Source organism: Azospirillum brasilense, from assembly GCF_007827815.1.
Lineage (GTDB): Bacteria > Pseudomonadota > Alphaproteobacteria > Azospirillales > Azospirillaceae > Azospirillum > Azospirillum brasilense_C.
On sequence record NZ_VITH01000002.1, the window covers coordinates 383,729 to 400,987 of the forward strand.

Genomic DNA, 17,259 nt, shown 5'->3' on the forward strand with positions numbered 1-17,259 from the left:
CCCACAGAGTATCGAGAGGATGTGAGGCATGACCGCTGTGATCGACAAGCCCGACAGCCTGCTCTACGACGGGGCGGACTGGGATTACGACAAGATCAAGCGCGTCTACGACGCCATTGAGGACATCGCCCTCAAGGACATGGGTCTCAGCGTCTATCCCAACCAGATCGAGGTCATCACCGCCGAGCAGATGCTCGACGCCTATTCGTCCATCGGCATGCCGCTGATGTACAAGCACTGGTCTTTCGGCAAGCATTTCGCCCGCGACGAGATGCTCTACCGCAAGGGCTACCGCGGCCTCGCCTACGAGATCGTCATCAATTCCAGCCCCTGCATCAGCTACATCATGGAAGAGAACACCATGACGATGCAGACGCTGGTGATCGCCCACGCCGCCTTCGGTCACAACCACTTCTTCAAGAACAACCAGCTCTTCCAGCAGTGGACCGACGCCGAGGGCATCCTCGACTATCTGGAATTCGCCAAGTCCTACATCGGCCAGTGCGAGGACCGCTACGGCCACCACGCCGTGGAGCGGGTGCTCGACGCCGCCCACGCGCTGATGAACCAGGGCGTGCACAAGTACCCGAAGAAGCGCAGCCTCGACCTGCGGCTGGAGCAGAAGCGCGAGCGGGAGCGGCAGGAGTACCAGGAGCAGACCTTCAACGACCTGTGGCGCACCGTGCCGAAGGTTGCCGTCGGCGGCGCCCGCCCGTCCAAGTCGGTGTCGGAGCGCAAGAAGCTGCTCGGCCTGCCGGAAGAGAACCTGCTCTATTTCCTGGAGAAGAAGGCGCCGCGGCTGGAGCATTGGCAGCGCGAGATCCTCCGCATCGTCCGCCACATGGCGCAGTATTTCTACCCGCAGAAGCAGACCAAGCTGATGAACGAGGGGTGTGCGACCTACACCCACTACACCATCCTGAACGAGATGCACCGGCGCGGGATGATCAGCGAAGGCGCGACGCTGGAGTTCCTGCATTCGCACACCTCGGTGGTGTTCCAGCCGGAGTTCGACGACCAGCGTTTCTCGGGAATCAACCCTTACGCGCTGGGCTTCGCGATGATGCAGGACATCCAGCGCATCGCCGAGACTCCCACGGACGAGGACCGCTACTGGTTCCCCGACCTCGCCGGGCGGGGCGACGGCATGGGCGCGCTGCGCGACGCCTGGGCCAACTTCCGCGACGAGAGCTTCGTCCTCCAGTATCTCAGCCCGCACCTGATGCGGAAGTTCAAGATGTTCAGCGTGCGCGACGACGCGGAAGACCCCTATCTGCTGGTCGAGAACATCCACAACGAGCGTGGCTACCGCGGTATCCGCAAGCTGCTGGCGCGGCAGTACGACCTGGGCTTCCTGGAGCCGGACATCCAGATCGTCGACGTCGATCTGGCCGGCGACCGCAAGCTGATCCTGCACCACCGCGTGACCAACGGCGTGCTGCTGGACGAGAGCGACGCCAAGGCGGTGCTGCGCCACATCGCCAACCTGTGGGGCTACGAGGTCCAACTCGTCGAGGTGTCGGCCCTGTCCGATGCCATCCTGAAGGAGCACGCCGTCACCGCGCCGAGCGGCATCGGGGGGTGATGGGAGCGGGGTTCGGCCGCACTTGCCCCCTCCCTAACCCTCCCCCGCTGACGCAGGGGAGGGGACTGCCGCCGCTTCGCATAAGGCACCCTCTCCCGCGAGAGCGGGGGAGGGCCGGGGTGGGCGCAACACCTCCCACCCGTTCCCGGTAGGCTTTAGGCCGCTCCCACCGCCTCCGGGTCCAGCGTGTACAGCTCCTGCGGGCGGCCCACGCCGCGCAGCAGGTAGCGCCCGACCGAGATCAGCCGCTCCCGGCACTCCGGGGCGGACTCGGTGAAGGCGGAGGACAGCAGGATGTCCTGGTCGAGCGACCGGCACATGGCGGCGATGCGGCTGGCCTCGTTCACCGCCGGGCCGACCACGGTGAAGTCCAGCCGATCCACACCGCCGATGTTGCCGTAGAACACCTTCCCCTGGTGCAGCCCGAGGTAGAAGCGCGTCACCGGCAGCCCGGCGGCGGAACGGCTGCTGTTCAACTCCTTGCAGCGCTCCCGCGCCTCCTCCGCCGCGTCGAGGGCGGCGCGGCAGGCGTCCTCGGCGCTGGAGCGGTCGAAGACCGCCAGGATGCCGTCACCCATGAATTTCAGCACCTGCCCACGGTGCCGGTGGATGGCCGTCACCACCAGCTCCGCATAGTCGTTCAGCAGCGGCAGGATGGTTTCCGGGGCCGCGGTGTCGGTGATGCGGGTGAAGCCCTGGAGGTCGCTGAACCACAGCACGGCGTCCAGCTCCTCTGCGACGCCGCGGCGGATGTGGCCGCGCAGCACCCGGTGGCCGGCGTCCCGCCCCAGATAGGTCTCGGCCAGCGTGTTGGCGATGTGGGCCATGGCGTGGCCGCGCAGCGCCAGCGCCAGGCTGCCGGTGAGGGTGAGCAGGGCGTCGCGCTGGGCGTCGCTGAAACCGTCGGGGTGGTGCGACACCCAGGAGGAGAAGATGCAGTCCAGCTCGCCGATGGCGGCGCGCGGGCCGAGGCGGTTGACGATGGCCATGTAGTCGGTGGCGCCCTGCGCCTTCAACTCCTCCACGATCGGGAAGTCGCTGTTCTCCGCCGCACCGCCGGTCAGCCGCAGACGCAGCATCGTCTCGCCGGAGGCGTAGAGCCGGTGGAAGGGGCTGCGCAGCCATTTCTCGTCGATCTCGGGATCGCTGCCGTTGCCATAATCGCTCTGGTGGACCTCGGCGGCGTTGCGCCCCGTGCTGTCCCAGGTGACGACGTGGCCGGCGATGGTCGGGTGCAGCGTGTCCGCCCCGACCACCGTGCGGGTCAGCGGCACGCCCGCCGCGACCAGCCGCTCGCAGAGGCCGCCGATGAGGTCCGTTTCCGGCACCCCCTGCAGACCGGCCTCCGCGATCCAGCGGCTGAGGTCGAGAATCCCTTGCGCATCCATGCCCGCCATCCTGCCACAGGTCGCGTTTTCCGGGAACGGAGGGTCAGCGGCGGGACAGGGCGTCCGCGATGAAGGCCGTGACCGTTCCGAAGTCGCCGGTTGTCCGCAATTCGGCGGGCATGGCCTGAAAGTCAAGCTCCGGTCCGAAACCGATCATAGGCTTTCCGAAGCGCAGGGCCAGCCGCACCTCGTCCAGGGTGCCGTGGCGGCCCGGCAGGACGACGATCACGTCGCTGGTCAGAATGTTGACGTGGTTGCGGCTCAGCTCCGTCGGCGGCGCGCCGGCCGGCTTGCGCGCGAAGGGCGTCAGGATCGGCAGGTCGATGTAGGGGTTGGGGTAGCCGGGCAGGGGCGCATGGCCGCGGACCGGATCGGGCTCGGACGGCAGGATGCCGATGGAGCGTCCCCGGCGCCCCGGCGTGCCGTGGAAGGCCCGCGCGGCCGACCGCATCACCCCGCCGCCGCCGCCGGTCAGCAGGTCGTGCCCGGCCCCGGCGATCCACGCGCCGAGCGGCTCGGCGTAATCCGCCCATTCCTCCTGCCCCGACCCCATCACCCCGATGATCGCCATGCTCTTCCGCCTCCCTGTTACCGTCCGCGTGGTTTTGTCCGCGCCGTGGGTTCGGCCTCCAGCGGGTTGTCGGGCCAATAATGCTTGGGATACTGCCCCTTGAGGTCGGCCTTCACCGCCTTGTAGGCGTTGGCCCAGAAGCTGGCGAGGTCGCGCGTCACCTGCACCGGGCGGCGGGCCGGGGACAGCAGGTGCAGCAGCAGCGGCACCCGCCCGCCGGCGATGCGCGGCGTCTCGGCCAGCCCAAACATTTCCTGCAGCCGGACGGCCAGCACCGGTTCCTCCCCGCTGTAATCGATGGGAACGCGAGAGCCGCTGGGTACCTCGACATGGGTTGGCGCCTCCTTGTCCAGCCGCTGCTGCATCGCCCAGGGCAGCAACCCGCGCAGCGCGTTGCCCAGCTCCACCCGGTCGAGATGGGCGCGGCGCGAGGCGCCGTTCAGGAAGGGGGCCAGCCACTCCTCCATCGTCTCCAGCAGGGCGGCGTCGGAGACGTCCGGCCACTCCTCGCCCTCCATGCGGCGCAGGAACAGGACGCGCGTCTGCCACTTGCGCAGCTCGTCGGTCCAGGGCAGGGCGGTCAGCCCCATCTCCCGGACGCCCTCCCGCATGGCGGCGGCGATGGCCTCGGCGGGCGGGTTGGGCAGGCGCTTGTCCTCCAGCGCCAGGGCGAACAGCATGCGGCGGCGGCGGGCCAGCACCGTCTGCTCCCGCCCGTCCCAGGCGACCACGGTCTCGCTGCGGATGTGCTCGGCGAAGGCCTCCTCCAGCTCGGCCAGGGTGAGCGGGGCGGCGAGGAAGATGCGCGACTCGCGGGCGGCTCCGTCGAGGTCGGCGACGGCCAGCCAGTCTTCGGCGCTCAGCGGCTCGGCGTCCTGGAAATAGGCGCCGCGCCCGTTGGACAGCCGGTACTGCGCGGCCGCCCCGCCCGCGCTGCCGCCGGGGCGGCGCTGGCCGATGCGGTCGGGATAGGCGAGGGCGACCAGCAGGCCGGTGGCGCCGAGGTCGCCGCCATTGCCCTTCACGCCCAACTGCCGCTTCCAGTTCCGGGCCTGCTTCAGCGCCTGCTGGGCGCCGCCGCGCTCCACGGTCAGGCCGCGCCCGGCGCCGCGCACCCGGCCCTCATCGTCCAGTCCGCGCAGCAGCTCCACGCGCAGCCGCAGGTCGGCGTCGCGGAAGCCGGGCTGGGCGCGGACGATGTCGCGCTCGCCGAGCAGGGCGGCGACCTCGCAGGCCAGCGCCCCCAGCCCCATCGCCTTGCCCTTCAGCATCATGTGGGCCAGCCGCGGATGCACGCCGAAGCCGGCCATGCGGCGGCCGTGGGCGGTGATGCCGCCATTGGCGTCCAGCGCCCCCAGCTCGCGCAGCAGCTCCCGCGCCTGGGTCATGGCGGCGGCGGGCGGCGGGTCGAGCCAGGCCAGCGACGCCGGGTCCGACACGCCCCACACCGCCAGCTCCAGCGCCAGCGGGGCGAGGTCGGCGTCCATGATCTCCGGCGGGGTGAAAGCGGCCAGCGCCTTGTGCGACGGCTCCGGCCACAGGCGGTAGCAGACGCCGGGCTCCAGCCGGCCGGCGCGGCCCCGCCGCTGCTCCGCCGACGCTTGCGACACCTTGGCGGTGACCAGCCGGGTCATGCCGCTGCGCGGGTCGAAGCGGGGGACGCGCATCAGCCCGCCGTCCACGACGATGCGGATGCCCTCGATGGTCAGGCTCGTCTCGGCGATGGGGGTGGCGAGGACGATCTTGCGCGTGCCCGGCGGGCTGGGCGCGATGGCGCGGTCCTGGGCGTCGGCCGTCAGATCGCCGTAGAGCGGGGCGATCACCGTGCCGGGGCCGAGGTCCGCCGTCTCCAGAAGACTCTGCACCCGCCGGATCTCCCCGGCGCCGGGCAGGAAGACCAGCGCGTTGCCGCTCTCCTCGCGCAGGGCGCGGCGGACGGCGGCGGCCACGGCATCCTCGACGCGGGTACCGGTGCCGGGAGCGTCGAGGTGGCGAGTTTCCACCGGGAAGGCGCGGCCCTGGCTGGTCACCATCGGGGCGTCGCCGAGCAGGGCGGCGACGGGGCCGCCGTCCAGCGTCGCCGACATCACCACCAGCCGCAGGTCGTCGCGCAGCGCGCCGCGCGCCTCCTGCACCAGGGCCAGCGCCAGATCGCTGTCGATGCCGCGCTCGTGGAACTCGTCGAACAGCACGGCACCGACCGCCGGCAGTTCGGGGTCCTCCTGAAGCTGGCGCAGGAACAGGCCGTCGGTGACCACCTCGATCCGGGTCTTCGGCCCGACCTTGGTGTCCAGCCGCACGCGGTAACCGACCGTCTCGCCGACGCTTTCCCCCAGCATCGCGGCCATGCGGCGGGCGGCGGCGCGGGCGGCCAAGCGCCGCGGCTCCAGCACGATCACCTTGCGCCCGGCCAGCCAGGGCCGGTCGAGCAGGGCCAGCGGCACGCGGGTGGTCTTGCCCGCCCCCGGCGGCGCCTGGAGCACCGCCACGCCGCGCCCGTCCAGCGCGGCCAGCAGCTCGGGAAGCACGGGATCGATGGGAAGGGGCGGGATGCTCATGGACACTGCGGGATGGTGGAGAGGGGCGCCGCCCGTGTTCCTGGCAGCGGCGGGCGCGCCGGTCAAGCCTTCCGCCGGGTCCTGGCGGCTATTCGGCCTCCCCCCGGCAGAAGACCCCGGCCTCGCGGTCGTGGGTGAACAGCTCGGCGTAGCGCGCCCAGCCGGTCACCGCGTTGAGCGTCTCCTCGGCGTAGGCCTCGCTCATGAAGGCTTCCAGCTCACGGGCGAACGGGGCGTAGGGAACGCGGTGGTCGGTGCGTTCCGCCAGGGCGGCGTCGATGTGCGCGGCGAGCGGCACGAAATGGACGAGATGCTCGGCGAACAGCGCCTTGCGGTCGTCCATCCCGGCCTCGGCGAACAGGCGGCCCGGCTCGGTCAGCCGGATGTCGCCCTCCGCCACCTCGGCGAACCCGAGCATCTGGAGCGTCTCGGCGATGGGGAAGAGGTCGTCGATCTCGTGCCGCAGCGCCGCCGCGAGGTGCGGCAGGTCCGCCTTGCCCTGGTAGGGCGGGGCGGCCAGCGTCTCCATAAGGCCGGACAGCAGGTTCGTCGAGACCTGCTGGAGCGGTTCGGCGTAGACCGGCCGCGGGCGCCCGGTTGTCCCCACCGGTGTTGTTGGCGGAGCGCTCAGCGGCTTGCGCGCGGTCATCCGGCCGTAGATGTCGTCGACCAGTTCGCGGAAGTCCGGGGCCAGCCGGTTGCGCGGGTGCGGGATGTCCACCCGGATCTCCGCCGCCACGCGGCCCGGGTTGGAGGCGAAGACCAGGATGCGGTCGCACATCAGCACCGCCTCCTCGATGTTGTGGGTCACCATCAGGATCGACCGGGTCGGCAACTTGCGCTCCATCCACAGGTCGAGCAGGTCGGTGCGCAGAGTCTCTGCCGTCAGCACGTCGAGCGCCGAGAAGGGCTCGTCCATCAGCAGGATTTCCGGATGGACGACCAGCGCGCGGGCGAAGCCGACGCGCTGGCGCATCCCGCCGGACAGTTCCTTGGGGTAGGCGCTCTCGAAGCCCGACAGGCCGATCAGATCGATGGCCTCTTCGGCGCGCGCCGCCGCCTCGTTCGCGGGAACGCGCAGCGCCTTCAGCCCGGCCAGCACATTCTCCTCGACGGTCAGCCAGGGGAACAGCGCGAAGGACTGGAACACCATCGCCACCCCGTCGGTCGGCCCGGCCACCGGCGCGCCGTGGTGCAGGACTTGGCCGGAGGTCGGCTGGGCCAGCCCGGCGACGATGCGCAGCAGCGTCGACTTGCCCGAGCCGGAGCGCCCGAGCAGCCCGACGATCTCGCCGTCGCGCAGCGTCAGGTCCACGCCGTCGAGCACGACATACGGCGGGCCGGACGGCTTGCGGTAGGCCTGCCGGACGCCGTGGAGTTCAAAGAGGGGCGAGTTCTGCATCATCATGGTACGGCCTCCGTCAGGCAAGGCGCAGGCGGCGTTCGGCGTAGCCGTAGAGCGGACGCCAGAGCAGCCGGTTGAGCAGGGTGACGAACAGGGACATCACGGCGATGCCGAGCACGATGCGCGGGTAGTCCCCGGCGGCGGTCGCCTGGGCGATGTAGCTGCCCAGCCCGTGCGCGGTGACCTCGGCATCGCCCCAGCGCACCGCCTCGGCGACGATGCTGGCGTTCCACGAACCGCCGGCCGCGGTCACCGCGCCGGTCAGGTAGTAGGGGAAGACGCCGGGCAGCATGACGTCGCGCCACCATTGCCAGCCGCGGATGCGGAAGCTGGAGGCCGCCTCCTTGAGGTCGCCGGGGAAGGCGGACGTCCCGGCGATGACGTTGAACAGGATGTACCACTGCGTGCCCAGGATCATCAGCGGGCTGAGCCAGACGTCCGGGTTCAGGTCGAAGCGCAGGATGGTGACGACGGCGACCGGGAACAGCAGGTTGGCCGGAAAGGCCGCCAGGAACTGCGCCAGCGGTTGGACCATCTCGGCGAGGCGCGGGCGCAGCCCGATCAGCACGCCGAGCGGCACCCAGACGAGCGAGGCGATGGCGATCAACACCATGACGCGCAGCAGCGTCGCCGCCCCGAGCAGCAGCACGGTCCCGACATCGCCCCAGCCGGCGCCGCCGGCAATGAACCGCAACATGGTCCAGCCCAGGGCGAGCGCCGCCGCCGCGACGACCGCGTACCACACCCGGTCGAGCGTGCGTTCGAGCGCGGGGGAGGGCGGGCCGGCAACCCGGCGCTGCAAAGCCGGGGGCAGGGCGGCGGCGAGAGAGGAAAGCGGCGACAGGCGCAGCCACGCCAGCCGGCCGAGCAGGACCTCGACCGGCGCCAGCAGCGCGCGGCAGACGCGGGTGCGCTGGAACAGCCGCAGCACCCAGGACTCGGGCGCCTCCTGCGCGCCGGTCTGCTCGACGCGGAACTTGTCGGCCCAGGCGACCAGCGGGCGGAACAGGAACTGGTCGTAGAGCAGGATGACCGCCAGCATCGCCAGCACCGCCCAGCCGACGGCGCCGAGGTTTTTCTGCGCGATGGCCTCGGCCAGATAGGAGCCGATGCCGGGCAGCGTGACGGTGCGGTCGCCGACGGTGATCGCCTCCGACGCGACGACGAAGAACCAGCCTCCGGACATCGACATCATCATGTTCCAGACCAGCCCCGGCATGGCGAAGGGCGCCTCCAGCCGCCAGAAGCGCTGCCAGCCGGAAAAGCGGAAGCTGGTCGCCGCCTCGTCCAGGTCGCGCGGCACCGAGCGCAGCGACTGGTAGACGCTGAAGGTCATGTTCCAGGCCTGGCTGGTGAAGATGGCGAAGATCGCCGCGCATTCGGCGCCCAGCACGCTGCCGGGGAACAGCGACAGGAAGAAGACCACGGTGAAGGAGATGTAGCCGAGCACCGGCACCGACTGCAGCACGTCCAGCACGGGGATCAGCACCATGCCGGCCCGGCGGCTCTTGGCTGCCAGCGTGGCGTAGGTGAAGGTGAAAAGCAGCGAGGCCGCCATCGCCGCCAGCATGCGCAGCGTCGAGCGCAGCGCGTAGTCCGGCAGGTTCCACGGGTCGAGCGAGACGGCCGGCGCGTCGAGGCTCGCCAGGGGTGCCGCCATCTGGTGACCGCCGACGGCGGCCAGGGCGAGCAGGCCGACGACCAGCGGCAGGGCCACGAGGTCCCAGCGGTTGGGCGTGGCGGCCGCCGTTTTCACGGAAACGCTTGTCTGGGTCCAGACCATGGCCCCTCCATCCTGCGGCCGGATCGGAGTCCGGCCGCGTTCGGCATGCGCAATCGGCGTGTGCAGGCACCCGACCCCGTGTGGCGTCGGGTGGGCGTCAAAGGGGGAGGATGGCGGTCAGCCCGGCGCTGGAGGCGGCAAGGGCGCGCGGAACGGAATCGGAATGGTGAAGGAAGACGTCACCATGGTTCACCTGTGCGGCTGTCGGCATCGTGGCCGGCCGTGGCGAACCTGCGAAAGGTCAACCCAGGATCGGCAGAGTACCGAAGATTGGTCGGGGTCGACGACTGTGGCTGTCCATCTCTTGCTTTCTCGGCGCGGGACCGGACCGCGCGTCCGGACGCCCGCCAATCATGCGGTGACGTTGGTGCTGATCTATTCCTGGAAGTGAAGCCGGTCAAGCGTGTGGCGGCGTTCCTTGGCGATCATTGCAGAGGTTTCATCTTTCCCGTCCCGCGAAGCTGGCGGGGAAGGAGCGCAGCTCCTTGTGGGCGTGTCAAAGTGTCGCAGAGGCCCGCAACCGGCCAGCGATCCGAGAAGCTTTCGCAACAAGGCGTTATGGTTCAAATAACCACAAACCATTTGTTACTTAACGATCCCGGGACCCGATGGCCAACATTCACGACCCCGCCCTGTTCCTCGCCCACGCCTGCGCGCTGGAGGAGGACGCCGCCAACCGTTTCGCCGACCTGTCGGAGGCCATGAAGACCTACGGCAACGCGGACGTCGCGGCCTTCTTCGCCAAGATGGCCGAGTTCTCGCGCCTGCATCTGGCGGACGCCCGCAAGCGCTCCGCCTTCCGCGACGTGCCGGTGCTCGCCCCGGAAGACTTCCAGTGGCCGGACGACGAGAGCCCGGAAGCGGCCTCCATGGAAGGCTCGCACTATCTGATGACGGTGGATTACGCGCTGGAACTGGCGCTCGACAGCGAAAAGCGCGGGCACGCCTTCTACGCCGACGTGGCGGCTTCCACCACGGACCCGGAGGTCCGCATGATGGCCGAGGAATTCGCCTCGGAAGAGGCGGAGCATGTGGCGGAACTGGAGCGCTGGATCGAGCGCTTCCCCAAGAAGGGATAAAGGCCGTTTCCCGCGGTTCCCGCCCTTGCGGGGACCGCGGGAAGGGCGAAGAACGCGCCTTACTTGGACAGGTCGGCGTAGTCGTACTCGTACTTCTTGTCCGCCGGCTTGAAGGTCTTGAAGGCGGCGATGACGTCGTCCACCGACACGCCCGCCGGCACGTTGAGAATCTCGTAGACGACCGAGCTGCCGCTGGTCGGGCCAACGTCGGCGTTGCGGTGAGCCTGGGAAATCAGGCCCTCGCCGGCCTTCTTGATCATGATCGAAGCCATATCCGTTCCGTCTCCTGTTACACGTCGCCCGACGCAGCAATATCCATAACGCGAATAAGGGTATGGGGCCAATGGATAAATTGCTGCGGCGCGTCAGCGGCGGGTGATCCAGAGCGCGGTCACGTCGTCGTTCAAATGCTCGCCATGGATCGCGGCGTGGCGGGCCATCAGGGTGGGCAGGGGGCGGTCGGGGACCTCCGCCGCCGCCCGCTCGGCCAGACGGAGCAGACCGTCCTCGCCCAGCATGGCGCCGCCAGCGTCCCGGGCTTCGCTCAGCCCGTCGGAATAGAGGAACAGGCTGTCGCCGCGCCGCAGCGGAACGCGCCGGTTCGTGTAGGCCGAGTCCGGGAAGGCGCCGAGGAGCGGGCCGGAGGCGTCCAGCGGCTGGATGCCGAAGTTGGTCATCAGGAGGGGGCTGGGCGACGCGGCGGCGGCGTAGAGCAGCGTGTCGTCGGCGCGGTCGATTACCCCGTAGAAGGCGGTGGCGAACTGGCCCAGCGGCAGGATCTCGCACAGCCGCCCGTTCAGTTGGCGCAACAGGCGGGCGGGGTCGCGCAACTCCTCCGGCGGGGTGCGGGTGAGCAGCGTGTGCAGGCGGAAGGCGTTGATCGCCGCGGCGATGCCGTGGCCCGACAGGTCGGCGGCGAAGATCCCGACGCGGCTTCCATCGAACGCGAAGGCCGTCCAGAAGTCGCCGCCGATCTCGTCCGACGCGCGGAAGACCGACTCCACGGCCAGCCCGTTCCGCTCGGCGAGGGCGGCCAGCTCCGCCGCCTCCGGGACCAGGGCGAGCTGCATGGCGCGGGCCTGCCGCAGGTCGCGCTCCACCCGCTCGTGGAAGGCGCGCAGTTCCTGCACCATCGACCGGCGCTCCAGGTGATAGCGCACGCGGGCGATGCATTCGCCGGGGTTGATCGGCTTGGCGATCAGGTCGGTCGCCCCGGCGCTGAAGCAGACCGTCCTCATCTGGTCGGAATGCAGCGCGCTCTGCATCAGGATCGGCAGGTCGCGCCAGCGCGGGTCGCCGCGCAGGCTTCGGCAGACGCCGATCCCGTCCATCCGCGGCATGGCCGCGTCGAGCAGCAGCAGGTCGGGGGCGAAGCTCTCCAGCCGCTCCATCACCTCGTCCGCCGAGGCGGCGAAGGCAACCTGGGTGATGCCGGCCCATTGCAGGAAGCGGCTCAGCGTCCGGCGGTTGAAGGCGCTGTCGTCGGCGATCAGCACCCGGCAGCCGCCGAGCGGGATGCCAAGCTCCATCCCGTAGACCGACGCTCCGGCGCCGGGGCGGGTGGCGGGCGGCGGGAGATCCCCGTCGGCGCCGGAGGGCGCCGCCATGGCGCGGGCGTGGCCCATCGCGTCCGTTCCCGCCGCGTCAGTCGGCGATGTTGAACATGGTGTGGAACTTGGCGATCGTGATCAGGCGCCGCACCTCGTCGCGGGCGCCGCGGATCGCGAAGTCCAGGTTGCGCCGCTGCGCGGTGTCGCGGGCGATGATGAACATGCCGAGGCCGGAGGAATCGACGAAGTCGAGCCGCGACAGGTCGAAGACCACCCGGTGCCCCGCCGGGCGCTCGAAGGTGGCGATGACGTCGCGGAAGGTGTCGTGATCGGCAAAGGTCATGCGCCCGCTCAGCACGATCTCGGTGCTGGCCGGGGCCTCGCGGACGGAGAAATCCATGGCGGCGCTCATCTGTGGTTCACCCGTGGCCGAAGAGAGGCGCAATCCCCTGCCGGCCCGGTGGGCTGGGTCCGGCGGGGACGCGGGCGCATTCTAAGGCCCTGGGAATTGCACTTTGATGACGCTGCCGTGTCGGCACCGGGTCATCCGGCCGGAATGAGCGGACTTTATTGCAGCGCGGCCTCTTCCACCCTTGGATGCGACAGGCGTTCGGCGATTCCGCCGGCCAGCCATGCCGAATAGGCATCGCGGCCCTCGGGCCCCAGCATGCCGTTGCGGCAGAAGGCTGACGCCTTGGCCGGTTTGAGGCGGGCCGAGTCGGGGAAGCGCCACAGCGGCAGGTCGGCCTGCCCGCGCAGCCGGTCGAGCGCCGCCGGCCGGTAGGCGTTGCCGGCGCCGTACAGCCGCTCCTCTACCGCCGCCGGGCGGGGCGGAAGCAGCAGGGCGATCCCGACCCCGGCGGCGCGCGCCTGGTCGGCGAAGCGGCGCACCCGTTCGAAGGCCGGCGAGTCGTCGTTCATGCGGACGGCGGCCTCGTGGACCTCCACCCAGCGGTCGGCGGCGGTGGCGGTCCAGCCCTGCGGGCCGACGGCGTGGCACGGCTTGGCGTATTGCAGGGCGCTCTGGTCGGGCAGGTAGGAGCGGCCGAGCATCGCCACCTCGGTCAGGTGCGCGCCGTAGCGGCGCAGGCCGGCGATGTCGCTGCGCTCCGCGAAGAAAAGGTCGGCGTCCAGCAGGACCAGCGCCGGTTTCAGCTTCAGCACGTCGCCGAGCAGCGGCTCGAAATCCTCGATGCGGGCGTGGTCGTGGACGATGCGCAGGAAATGCAGGCTCTCCACCCCATGCTTCGCCGCCAGCGCGGCCATGCCCGGCTCGTCCAGGGTGGCGTGGCGCAGCGCCGAGTCGCCCAGCGCCACCACCACGGTCGGGGACAGGTCCCGCGCCGCCCGCTCCGCCGTGGCGGCGATGCGGTTGCTGTTGTACCAGGCGAAGGGCCGGTCGTGGAGGCTGTAGCCGGTCCAGAAGGCCCCCGCCGTCCCGGCCGCGAACAGGGCGGGGATCACCGCCAGCAGGGTGATCCACAACCGCCGCGGCTTGGCTTGCGGCCCGGTCCGGTCCGTCCGGTGCTTTTGCGGTTCAACAGGCCCGGTCATGGTCCCTCTGCTCCCTCCCAGCGGTGCGCCCAGCGATGCGCCCAGCGATGCGCCCAGCGATGCGCGGTGTCCGGTGACTCCAACACTTCGGGAGGGGGCTGGGTCCCGCGCGCCGCGCCGCTTTCCACTGTGTTTCCCACTGGCGTGTTTTCCGCTGGCACCTCCTATGACGAAGGGCGCAGCGCTCGGGATCGTGCCGGAGTAGCCGGGTGGCGGCTCTTTCGTGTAGTCTTGCGCAAAAGACGAGGCACGCATCGAGGACTGGGATGAGCACTGAAATCCGCACCTTCATGATCCCCGACGCGAACGCGGACGAGGCGCAGGGGCACCTGTCCTCCTTCCTGCGCACGGTCGAGGTGCAGCGCATCGACACGGCCTACGCCGACGGCGCCTGGCGTGTCCTCGTGCTTTACAAGGACCTGAAGCGCAAGGAGGAATCCCTCCAGATCGAGGCCGCGATCAACGCCGCCCTCAACGGTTGGCGGGACCGCAGGGCGGCCGGCGAAGGGCTGCCGCGCGACGCCATCCTGGCGGACGAGCTGGTGCCGGAAATTGCCCGCTTCGCCCCCACGACGGAGCGCGAGCTGTCCATCATCGTCGGCGCCCGCGACCTCGACGTCAGCCATTACGGCGGAGAGATCGTGCAGGTCGTCCGGGCGACCTTGGACGAGCTGATCGACTGATTCGTCCACTCTGCTGAAGAGCATAGGCGGAGGGACCTAAGGACCGATTCCGCTGTGCCGAAAGAGAAGCCGGACCCGCCGTAAGCCCGATTTCAGACGCGCCCACGCTGTGCCAGCATACCGGTGTAATTTGCGGCAATGCAGCATGGCGGGGGCCATGGACGGGACATCCGGATCGAGAGGCGGCGCTCCCGATTACCGCGCGATGGCGCGGGAACTGGAAGCTTTCAGCCGTCAAGCGGCGGAGCGCGCCGCGGCCACCGGCGACGGCAGCATGGACGCTCTGGCGCGGCGCCTGGAGCGCCACGCCGAGCAAATCCAGCATGATCTGGCCGAAGCCCCGACTCGCCGCTTCGGTTGGCGCCTAGGCCTTCTCCACCTTCAGCAGAGTGCCCTCGGCGCCGACGATGCGGACACGGGTTCCGGCGGGGAGGTCGGGCCCCTCGACGGTCCAAAGCCCGTCGCCGATCTGCGCCCGGCCCCGTCCGTTGACGATGGGCCCGTCCAGCGTGTGCAGCGTCCCGATGTATTGCGCCGTCCGGCGGTTCAGATGCGGCGTGTGCGTCGTATGCGCTGACCCGCGGGACAGGAAGCGGGTGCCCGCCAGCGCGGCGATGGCGAGCAGGGCGAACAGCAGCCCCTGATGCTCCCACGGCAAAGACGGCCAGACCAGAAGCACGAAGCCGACCAGCGCGGCGGCCCCGCCCAGCCAGAGGAAAGCCGCCCCCGGCGCCACCGTCTCCAGCGCACCCAGCAGCACGGCCAGAACCCACCAGTGCCAGAACTCGATCATCGCGGCTCCGCCCTTGGAGTTGCGCCCAATTCCACGACCCCGTCCTACGACCCCGGCGGCACCGGCGCATCGCCCCTGTTGGGCTCGTCCCGATTCCGGTCATCACGATTCCGGTCATCACGATTCCAGGGGCTGCGCGGCGCCGACGCCGACGGCGGTGCGGAAACCGTTCCGGAAGTCTGCGGTCGGTTCGGGAAGGCTTCGCGGGCGATCTCCGCGATGCCGCCGATGGCGCCGATCACGTTGGCGGCCTCCAGCGGCATGAACAGCACCTTCTGGTTCGGGGCGGCGGCCACCGCGGTCAGGGCGTCGACGTAGCGCTGGGCGACGAAGTAGTTGATGGCCTGGACGTTGCCCCCGGCGATGGCGTCGGAAACCAGCCGGGTCGCCTCCGCCTCGGCCTGGGCGGAGCGCTCGCGGGCCTCGGCGTCGCGGAAGGCGGCCTCGCGCCGGCCCTCGGCCTGGAGGATGGCGGCCTGCTTGGCGCCCTCCGCCCGCAGGATGGCCGCCTGGCGCTGGCCCTCCGCCTCCAGGATGGAGGCGCGGCGGTCGCGCTCCGCCTTCATCTGGCGGGCCATGCTGTCCACAAGGTCGCGCGGCGGCTGGATGTCGCGGATCTCGATGCGCGTCACCTTGACGCCCCACGGGCTCGTCGCCTCGTCCACCACGCCGAGCAGGCGGGCGTTGATCTGGTCGCGCTGCGACAACAGCTCGTCCAGGTCCATCGAGCCCATGACCGTGCGGGTGTTGGTCATGGTCAGGTTGAGGATCGCCAGTTCCAGGTTGTTGACCTCGTAGGACGCCTTGGCGGCGTCGATCACCTGGAAGAAGACGACGCCGTCCGCCGTGACCATGGCGTTGTCGCGGGTGATGACCTCCTGCGAGGGCACGTCGAGCACCGTCTCCATCATGCTCTGCTTGCGCCCGATGCGGTCGACCAGCGGCAGCAGCAGGTGCAGGCCGGGCTGGAGCGTGCGGGTGTAGCGGCCGAACCGCTCCACCGTCCATTCCTGGCCCTGCGGCACGGTCCGCACGCCCAGCAGAACCAGCGCCAGAGCGAAGATCAAGAGCGCGATGACGAAGAGCGTCAGGCCGCTGACCACCATCACCCCATCTCCCATCCGGTCGTTTCCTCCTTCCGACCATGCCACGGCCGCGCCGTCCCGGCCAGAGCCGCAGCGTCAGCCCAGCAGGGCGCCGACAGGTTTCAGCGGCTCGTGCGCGTCGAACAGGATCTTCAGAATCGCCAGGATCGGCACCGCCAGCAGGGCGCCGGGGATGCCCCACATCCAGCCCCAGAACAGGATGGACACGAACACCGCGATGGGGTTCAGCGCCAGCCGCCGCCCGACGATCATCGGGGTCAGGAAGTTGCCCTCCATCATCGTCAGCGCCACGAAGGTCAGCGGCGGCCCGAAGATGTGCAGCCCCCCGTCGAAGGTGAGCGCCGAGACCAGGAACAGAACCGCCGTCATCACCGCCGGCCCGATGAAGGGGACGTAGTTGATGAGGCCGGCGAGCGTTCCCCACAGCGCCGCGTTGGGCACCCCCCACAGCCACATCGCCAGCGCCGTCGCCAGGCCGAGCCCGATGTTGATGACCGTGATGGTCGCCAGATAGGCGGCGATGTTCTGCTGCACCGTGGCGGCGACCATGGCGTAATGCACGCGGTCGTCGACGTCGCGCATCGTGCCGATCAGCGCCTCCAGGCTCTGCCGGCCGCGGGCCAGGAAGAAATAGAGAAGCACCAGAAGGATCACCACGTTGGCGATCACCGCCTCCGCCTGGTGCAGCACCTGCTCGGCCAGCGACGGGCCGCGCACCACCACTTCCCGCGCCGCGCCGTTGCGGTCGGAGGCCATCTGCTCGATCTGGCGGGAGGCCTCCCGGGCGCGGTCGATCCCCTCGCGAATGTCGCCCAGCTTGAATTCCAGTTCATGGACCACGCGGGGCATCCGGTTGACCCATTCGGTGGCCGGGGTTGTCAGCGTGTAGATGGCCCCCAGCCCGGCGGACATCACCAGGAGCACCACCACCGCCGCGCCCAGCGCCTCCGGCAGGCCGAGCCGATAGAGGCCGCGCACGCAGGGCCGCAGCAGCAGGCTGAGGATCAACGCCAGCATGATCGGCAGCAGCACGTCGCGCCCGAAATACAGCGTGAACAGCAGCGCGATGACGAACAGACCCACCACGGCCACCCGCACCGGGTCGCGGGGATTCCGGGCCGGGGGCAGGGGCTCGGTCACCGGCTCCGGCGGCGGGGTGAGGGGCGGATCGATCGTGCGGTCGCTCATCGGGGGCAGGCACTCC

General features: G+C 70.1%; 15 protein-coding genes. 3 read left to right on the plus strand and 12 right to left on the minus strand.

Annotated elements, in window-relative coordinates:
- Window positions 1–28: 28 nt before the first annotated feature.
- A complete protein-coding gene (locus FBZ83_RS05750) occupies window positions 29–1,585 on the plus strand; it encodes a SpoVR family protein (RefSeq protein WP_145681466.1) in 1,557 nt (518 codons plus the stop codon).
- A gap of 155 nt (window positions 1,586–1,740) precedes the next feature.
- Here the strand turns inward: FBZ83_RS05750 and FBZ83_RS05755 are convergent, their stop codons facing one another.
- From FBZ83_RS05755 to FBZ83_RS05775, 5 genes are all read right to left on the minus strand, one after another.
- Window positions 1,741–2,973: an adenylate/guanylate cyclase domain-containing protein gene (locus FBZ83_RS05755; protein ID WP_145681467.1), complete on the minus strand. Its 1,233-nt coding sequence runs from the start codon at window positions 2,971–2,973 to the stop codon at window positions 1,741–1,743.
- 43 nt (window positions 2,974–3,016) lie between these two features.
- A complete protein-coding gene (locus FBZ83_RS05760; protein ID WP_145681468.1) occupies window positions 3,017–3,544 on the minus strand; it encodes a DNA-binding protein in 528 nt (175 codons plus the stop codon).
- Between the two features lie 17 nt (window positions 3,545–3,561).
- Window positions 3,562–6,102 carry an ATP-dependent helicase HrpB gene (gene hrpB, locus FBZ83_RS05765; protein ID WP_145681469.1) on the minus strand — a complete coding sequence of 847 codons (2,541 nt, stop codon included), beginning with the start codon at window positions 6,100–6,102 and terminating at the stop codon, window positions 3,562–3,564.
- Window positions 6,103–6,190: 88 nt separating this feature from the next.
- On the minus strand, window positions 6,191–7,510 hold the full coding sequence (locus FBZ83_RS05770) for an ABC transporter ATP-binding protein (RefSeq protein ID WP_145681470.1): 1,320 nt from the start codon (window positions 7,508–7,510) through the stop codon (window positions 6,191–6,193).
- 13 nt (window positions 7,511–7,523) lie between these two features.
- Complete coding sequence (locus FBZ83_RS05775; protein ID WP_145681471.1) at window positions 7,524–9,290, minus strand: ABC transporter permease; 1,767 nt, start codon at window positions 9,288–9,290, stop codon at window positions 7,524–7,526.
- 608 nt (window positions 9,291–9,898) lie between these two features.
- Between FBZ83_RS05775 and FBZ83_RS05780 the strand changes: the two genes are divergently transcribed.
- A complete protein-coding gene (locus FBZ83_RS05780; protein ID WP_014241291.1) occupies window positions 9,899–10,369 on the plus strand; it encodes a ferritin-like domain-containing protein in 471 nt (156 codons plus the stop codon).
- A 59-nt stretch (window positions 10,370–10,428) separates the two neighbouring features.
- Here FBZ83_RS05780 and FBZ83_RS05785 read toward each other — a convergent pair whose 3' ends face one another.
- The 4 genes from FBZ83_RS05785 to FBZ83_RS05800 form a co-directional block, all read right to left on the minus strand.
- On the minus strand, window positions 10,429–10,641 hold the full coding sequence (locus tag FBZ83_RS05785; protein WP_014241290.1) for a hypothetical protein: 213 nt from the start codon (window positions 10,639–10,641) through the stop codon (window positions 10,429–10,431).
- A 93-nt stretch (window positions 10,642–10,734) separates the two neighbouring features.
- Complete coding sequence (locus FBZ83_RS05790; RefSeq protein ID WP_145681472.1) at window positions 10,735–11,994, minus strand: PP2C family protein-serine/threonine phosphatase; 1,260 nt, start codon at window positions 11,992–11,994, stop codon at window positions 10,735–10,737.
- Window positions 11,995–12,013: 19 nt separating this feature from the next.
- Window positions 12,014–12,331, minus strand: coding sequence for an STAS domain-containing protein (locus tag FBZ83_RS05795; RefSeq protein ID WP_236778167.1), 318 nt, complete (start codon window positions 12,329–12,331; stop codon window positions 12,014–12,016).
- 155 nt (window positions 12,332–12,486) lie between these two features.
- The gene (locus FBZ83_RS05800) at window positions 12,487–13,473 is read right to left on the minus strand and encodes a hypothetical protein (RefSeq protein ID WP_145681473.1); all 987 of its coding nucleotides are present in this window, start codon (window positions 13,471–13,473) and stop codon (window positions 12,487–12,489) included.
- A 266-nt stretch (window positions 13,474–13,739) separates the two neighbouring features.
- Here FBZ83_RS05800 and FBZ83_RS05805 point away from each other — a divergent pair, with 266 nt between their 5' ends.
- Complete coding sequence (locus FBZ83_RS05805) at window positions 13,740–14,156, plus strand: HRDC domain-containing protein (protein WP_145681474.1); 417 nt, start codon at window positions 13,740–13,742, stop codon at window positions 14,154–14,156.
- 364 nt (window positions 14,157–14,520) lie between these two features.
- Here the strand turns inward: FBZ83_RS05805 and FBZ83_RS05810 are convergent, their stop codons facing one another.
- Genes FBZ83_RS05810 through FBZ83_RS05820 form a run of 3 tightly spaced genes read right to left on the minus strand, consistent with a single transcriptional unit; the run spans window position 14,521 to window position 17,243 of the window.
- The gene (locus FBZ83_RS05810; RefSeq protein ID WP_145681475.1) at window positions 14,521–14,949 is read right to left on the minus strand and encodes an NfeD family protein; all 429 of its coding nucleotides are present in this window, start codon (window positions 14,947–14,949) and stop codon (window positions 14,521–14,523) included.
- Between the two features lie 44 nt (window positions 14,950–14,993).
- The gene (locus FBZ83_RS05815; RefSeq protein WP_145681476.1) at window positions 14,994–16,070 is read right to left on the minus strand and encodes an SPFH domain-containing protein; all 1,077 of its coding nucleotides are present in this window, start codon (window positions 16,068–16,070) and stop codon (window positions 14,994–14,996) included.
- A gap of 60 nt (window positions 16,071–16,130) precedes the next feature.
- On the minus strand, window positions 16,131–17,243 hold the full coding sequence (locus FBZ83_RS05820) for an AI-2E family transporter (protein WP_145681477.1): 1,113 nt from the start codon (window positions 17,241–17,243) through the stop codon (window positions 16,131–16,133).
- Window positions 17,244–17,259: the final 16 nt, after the last annotated feature.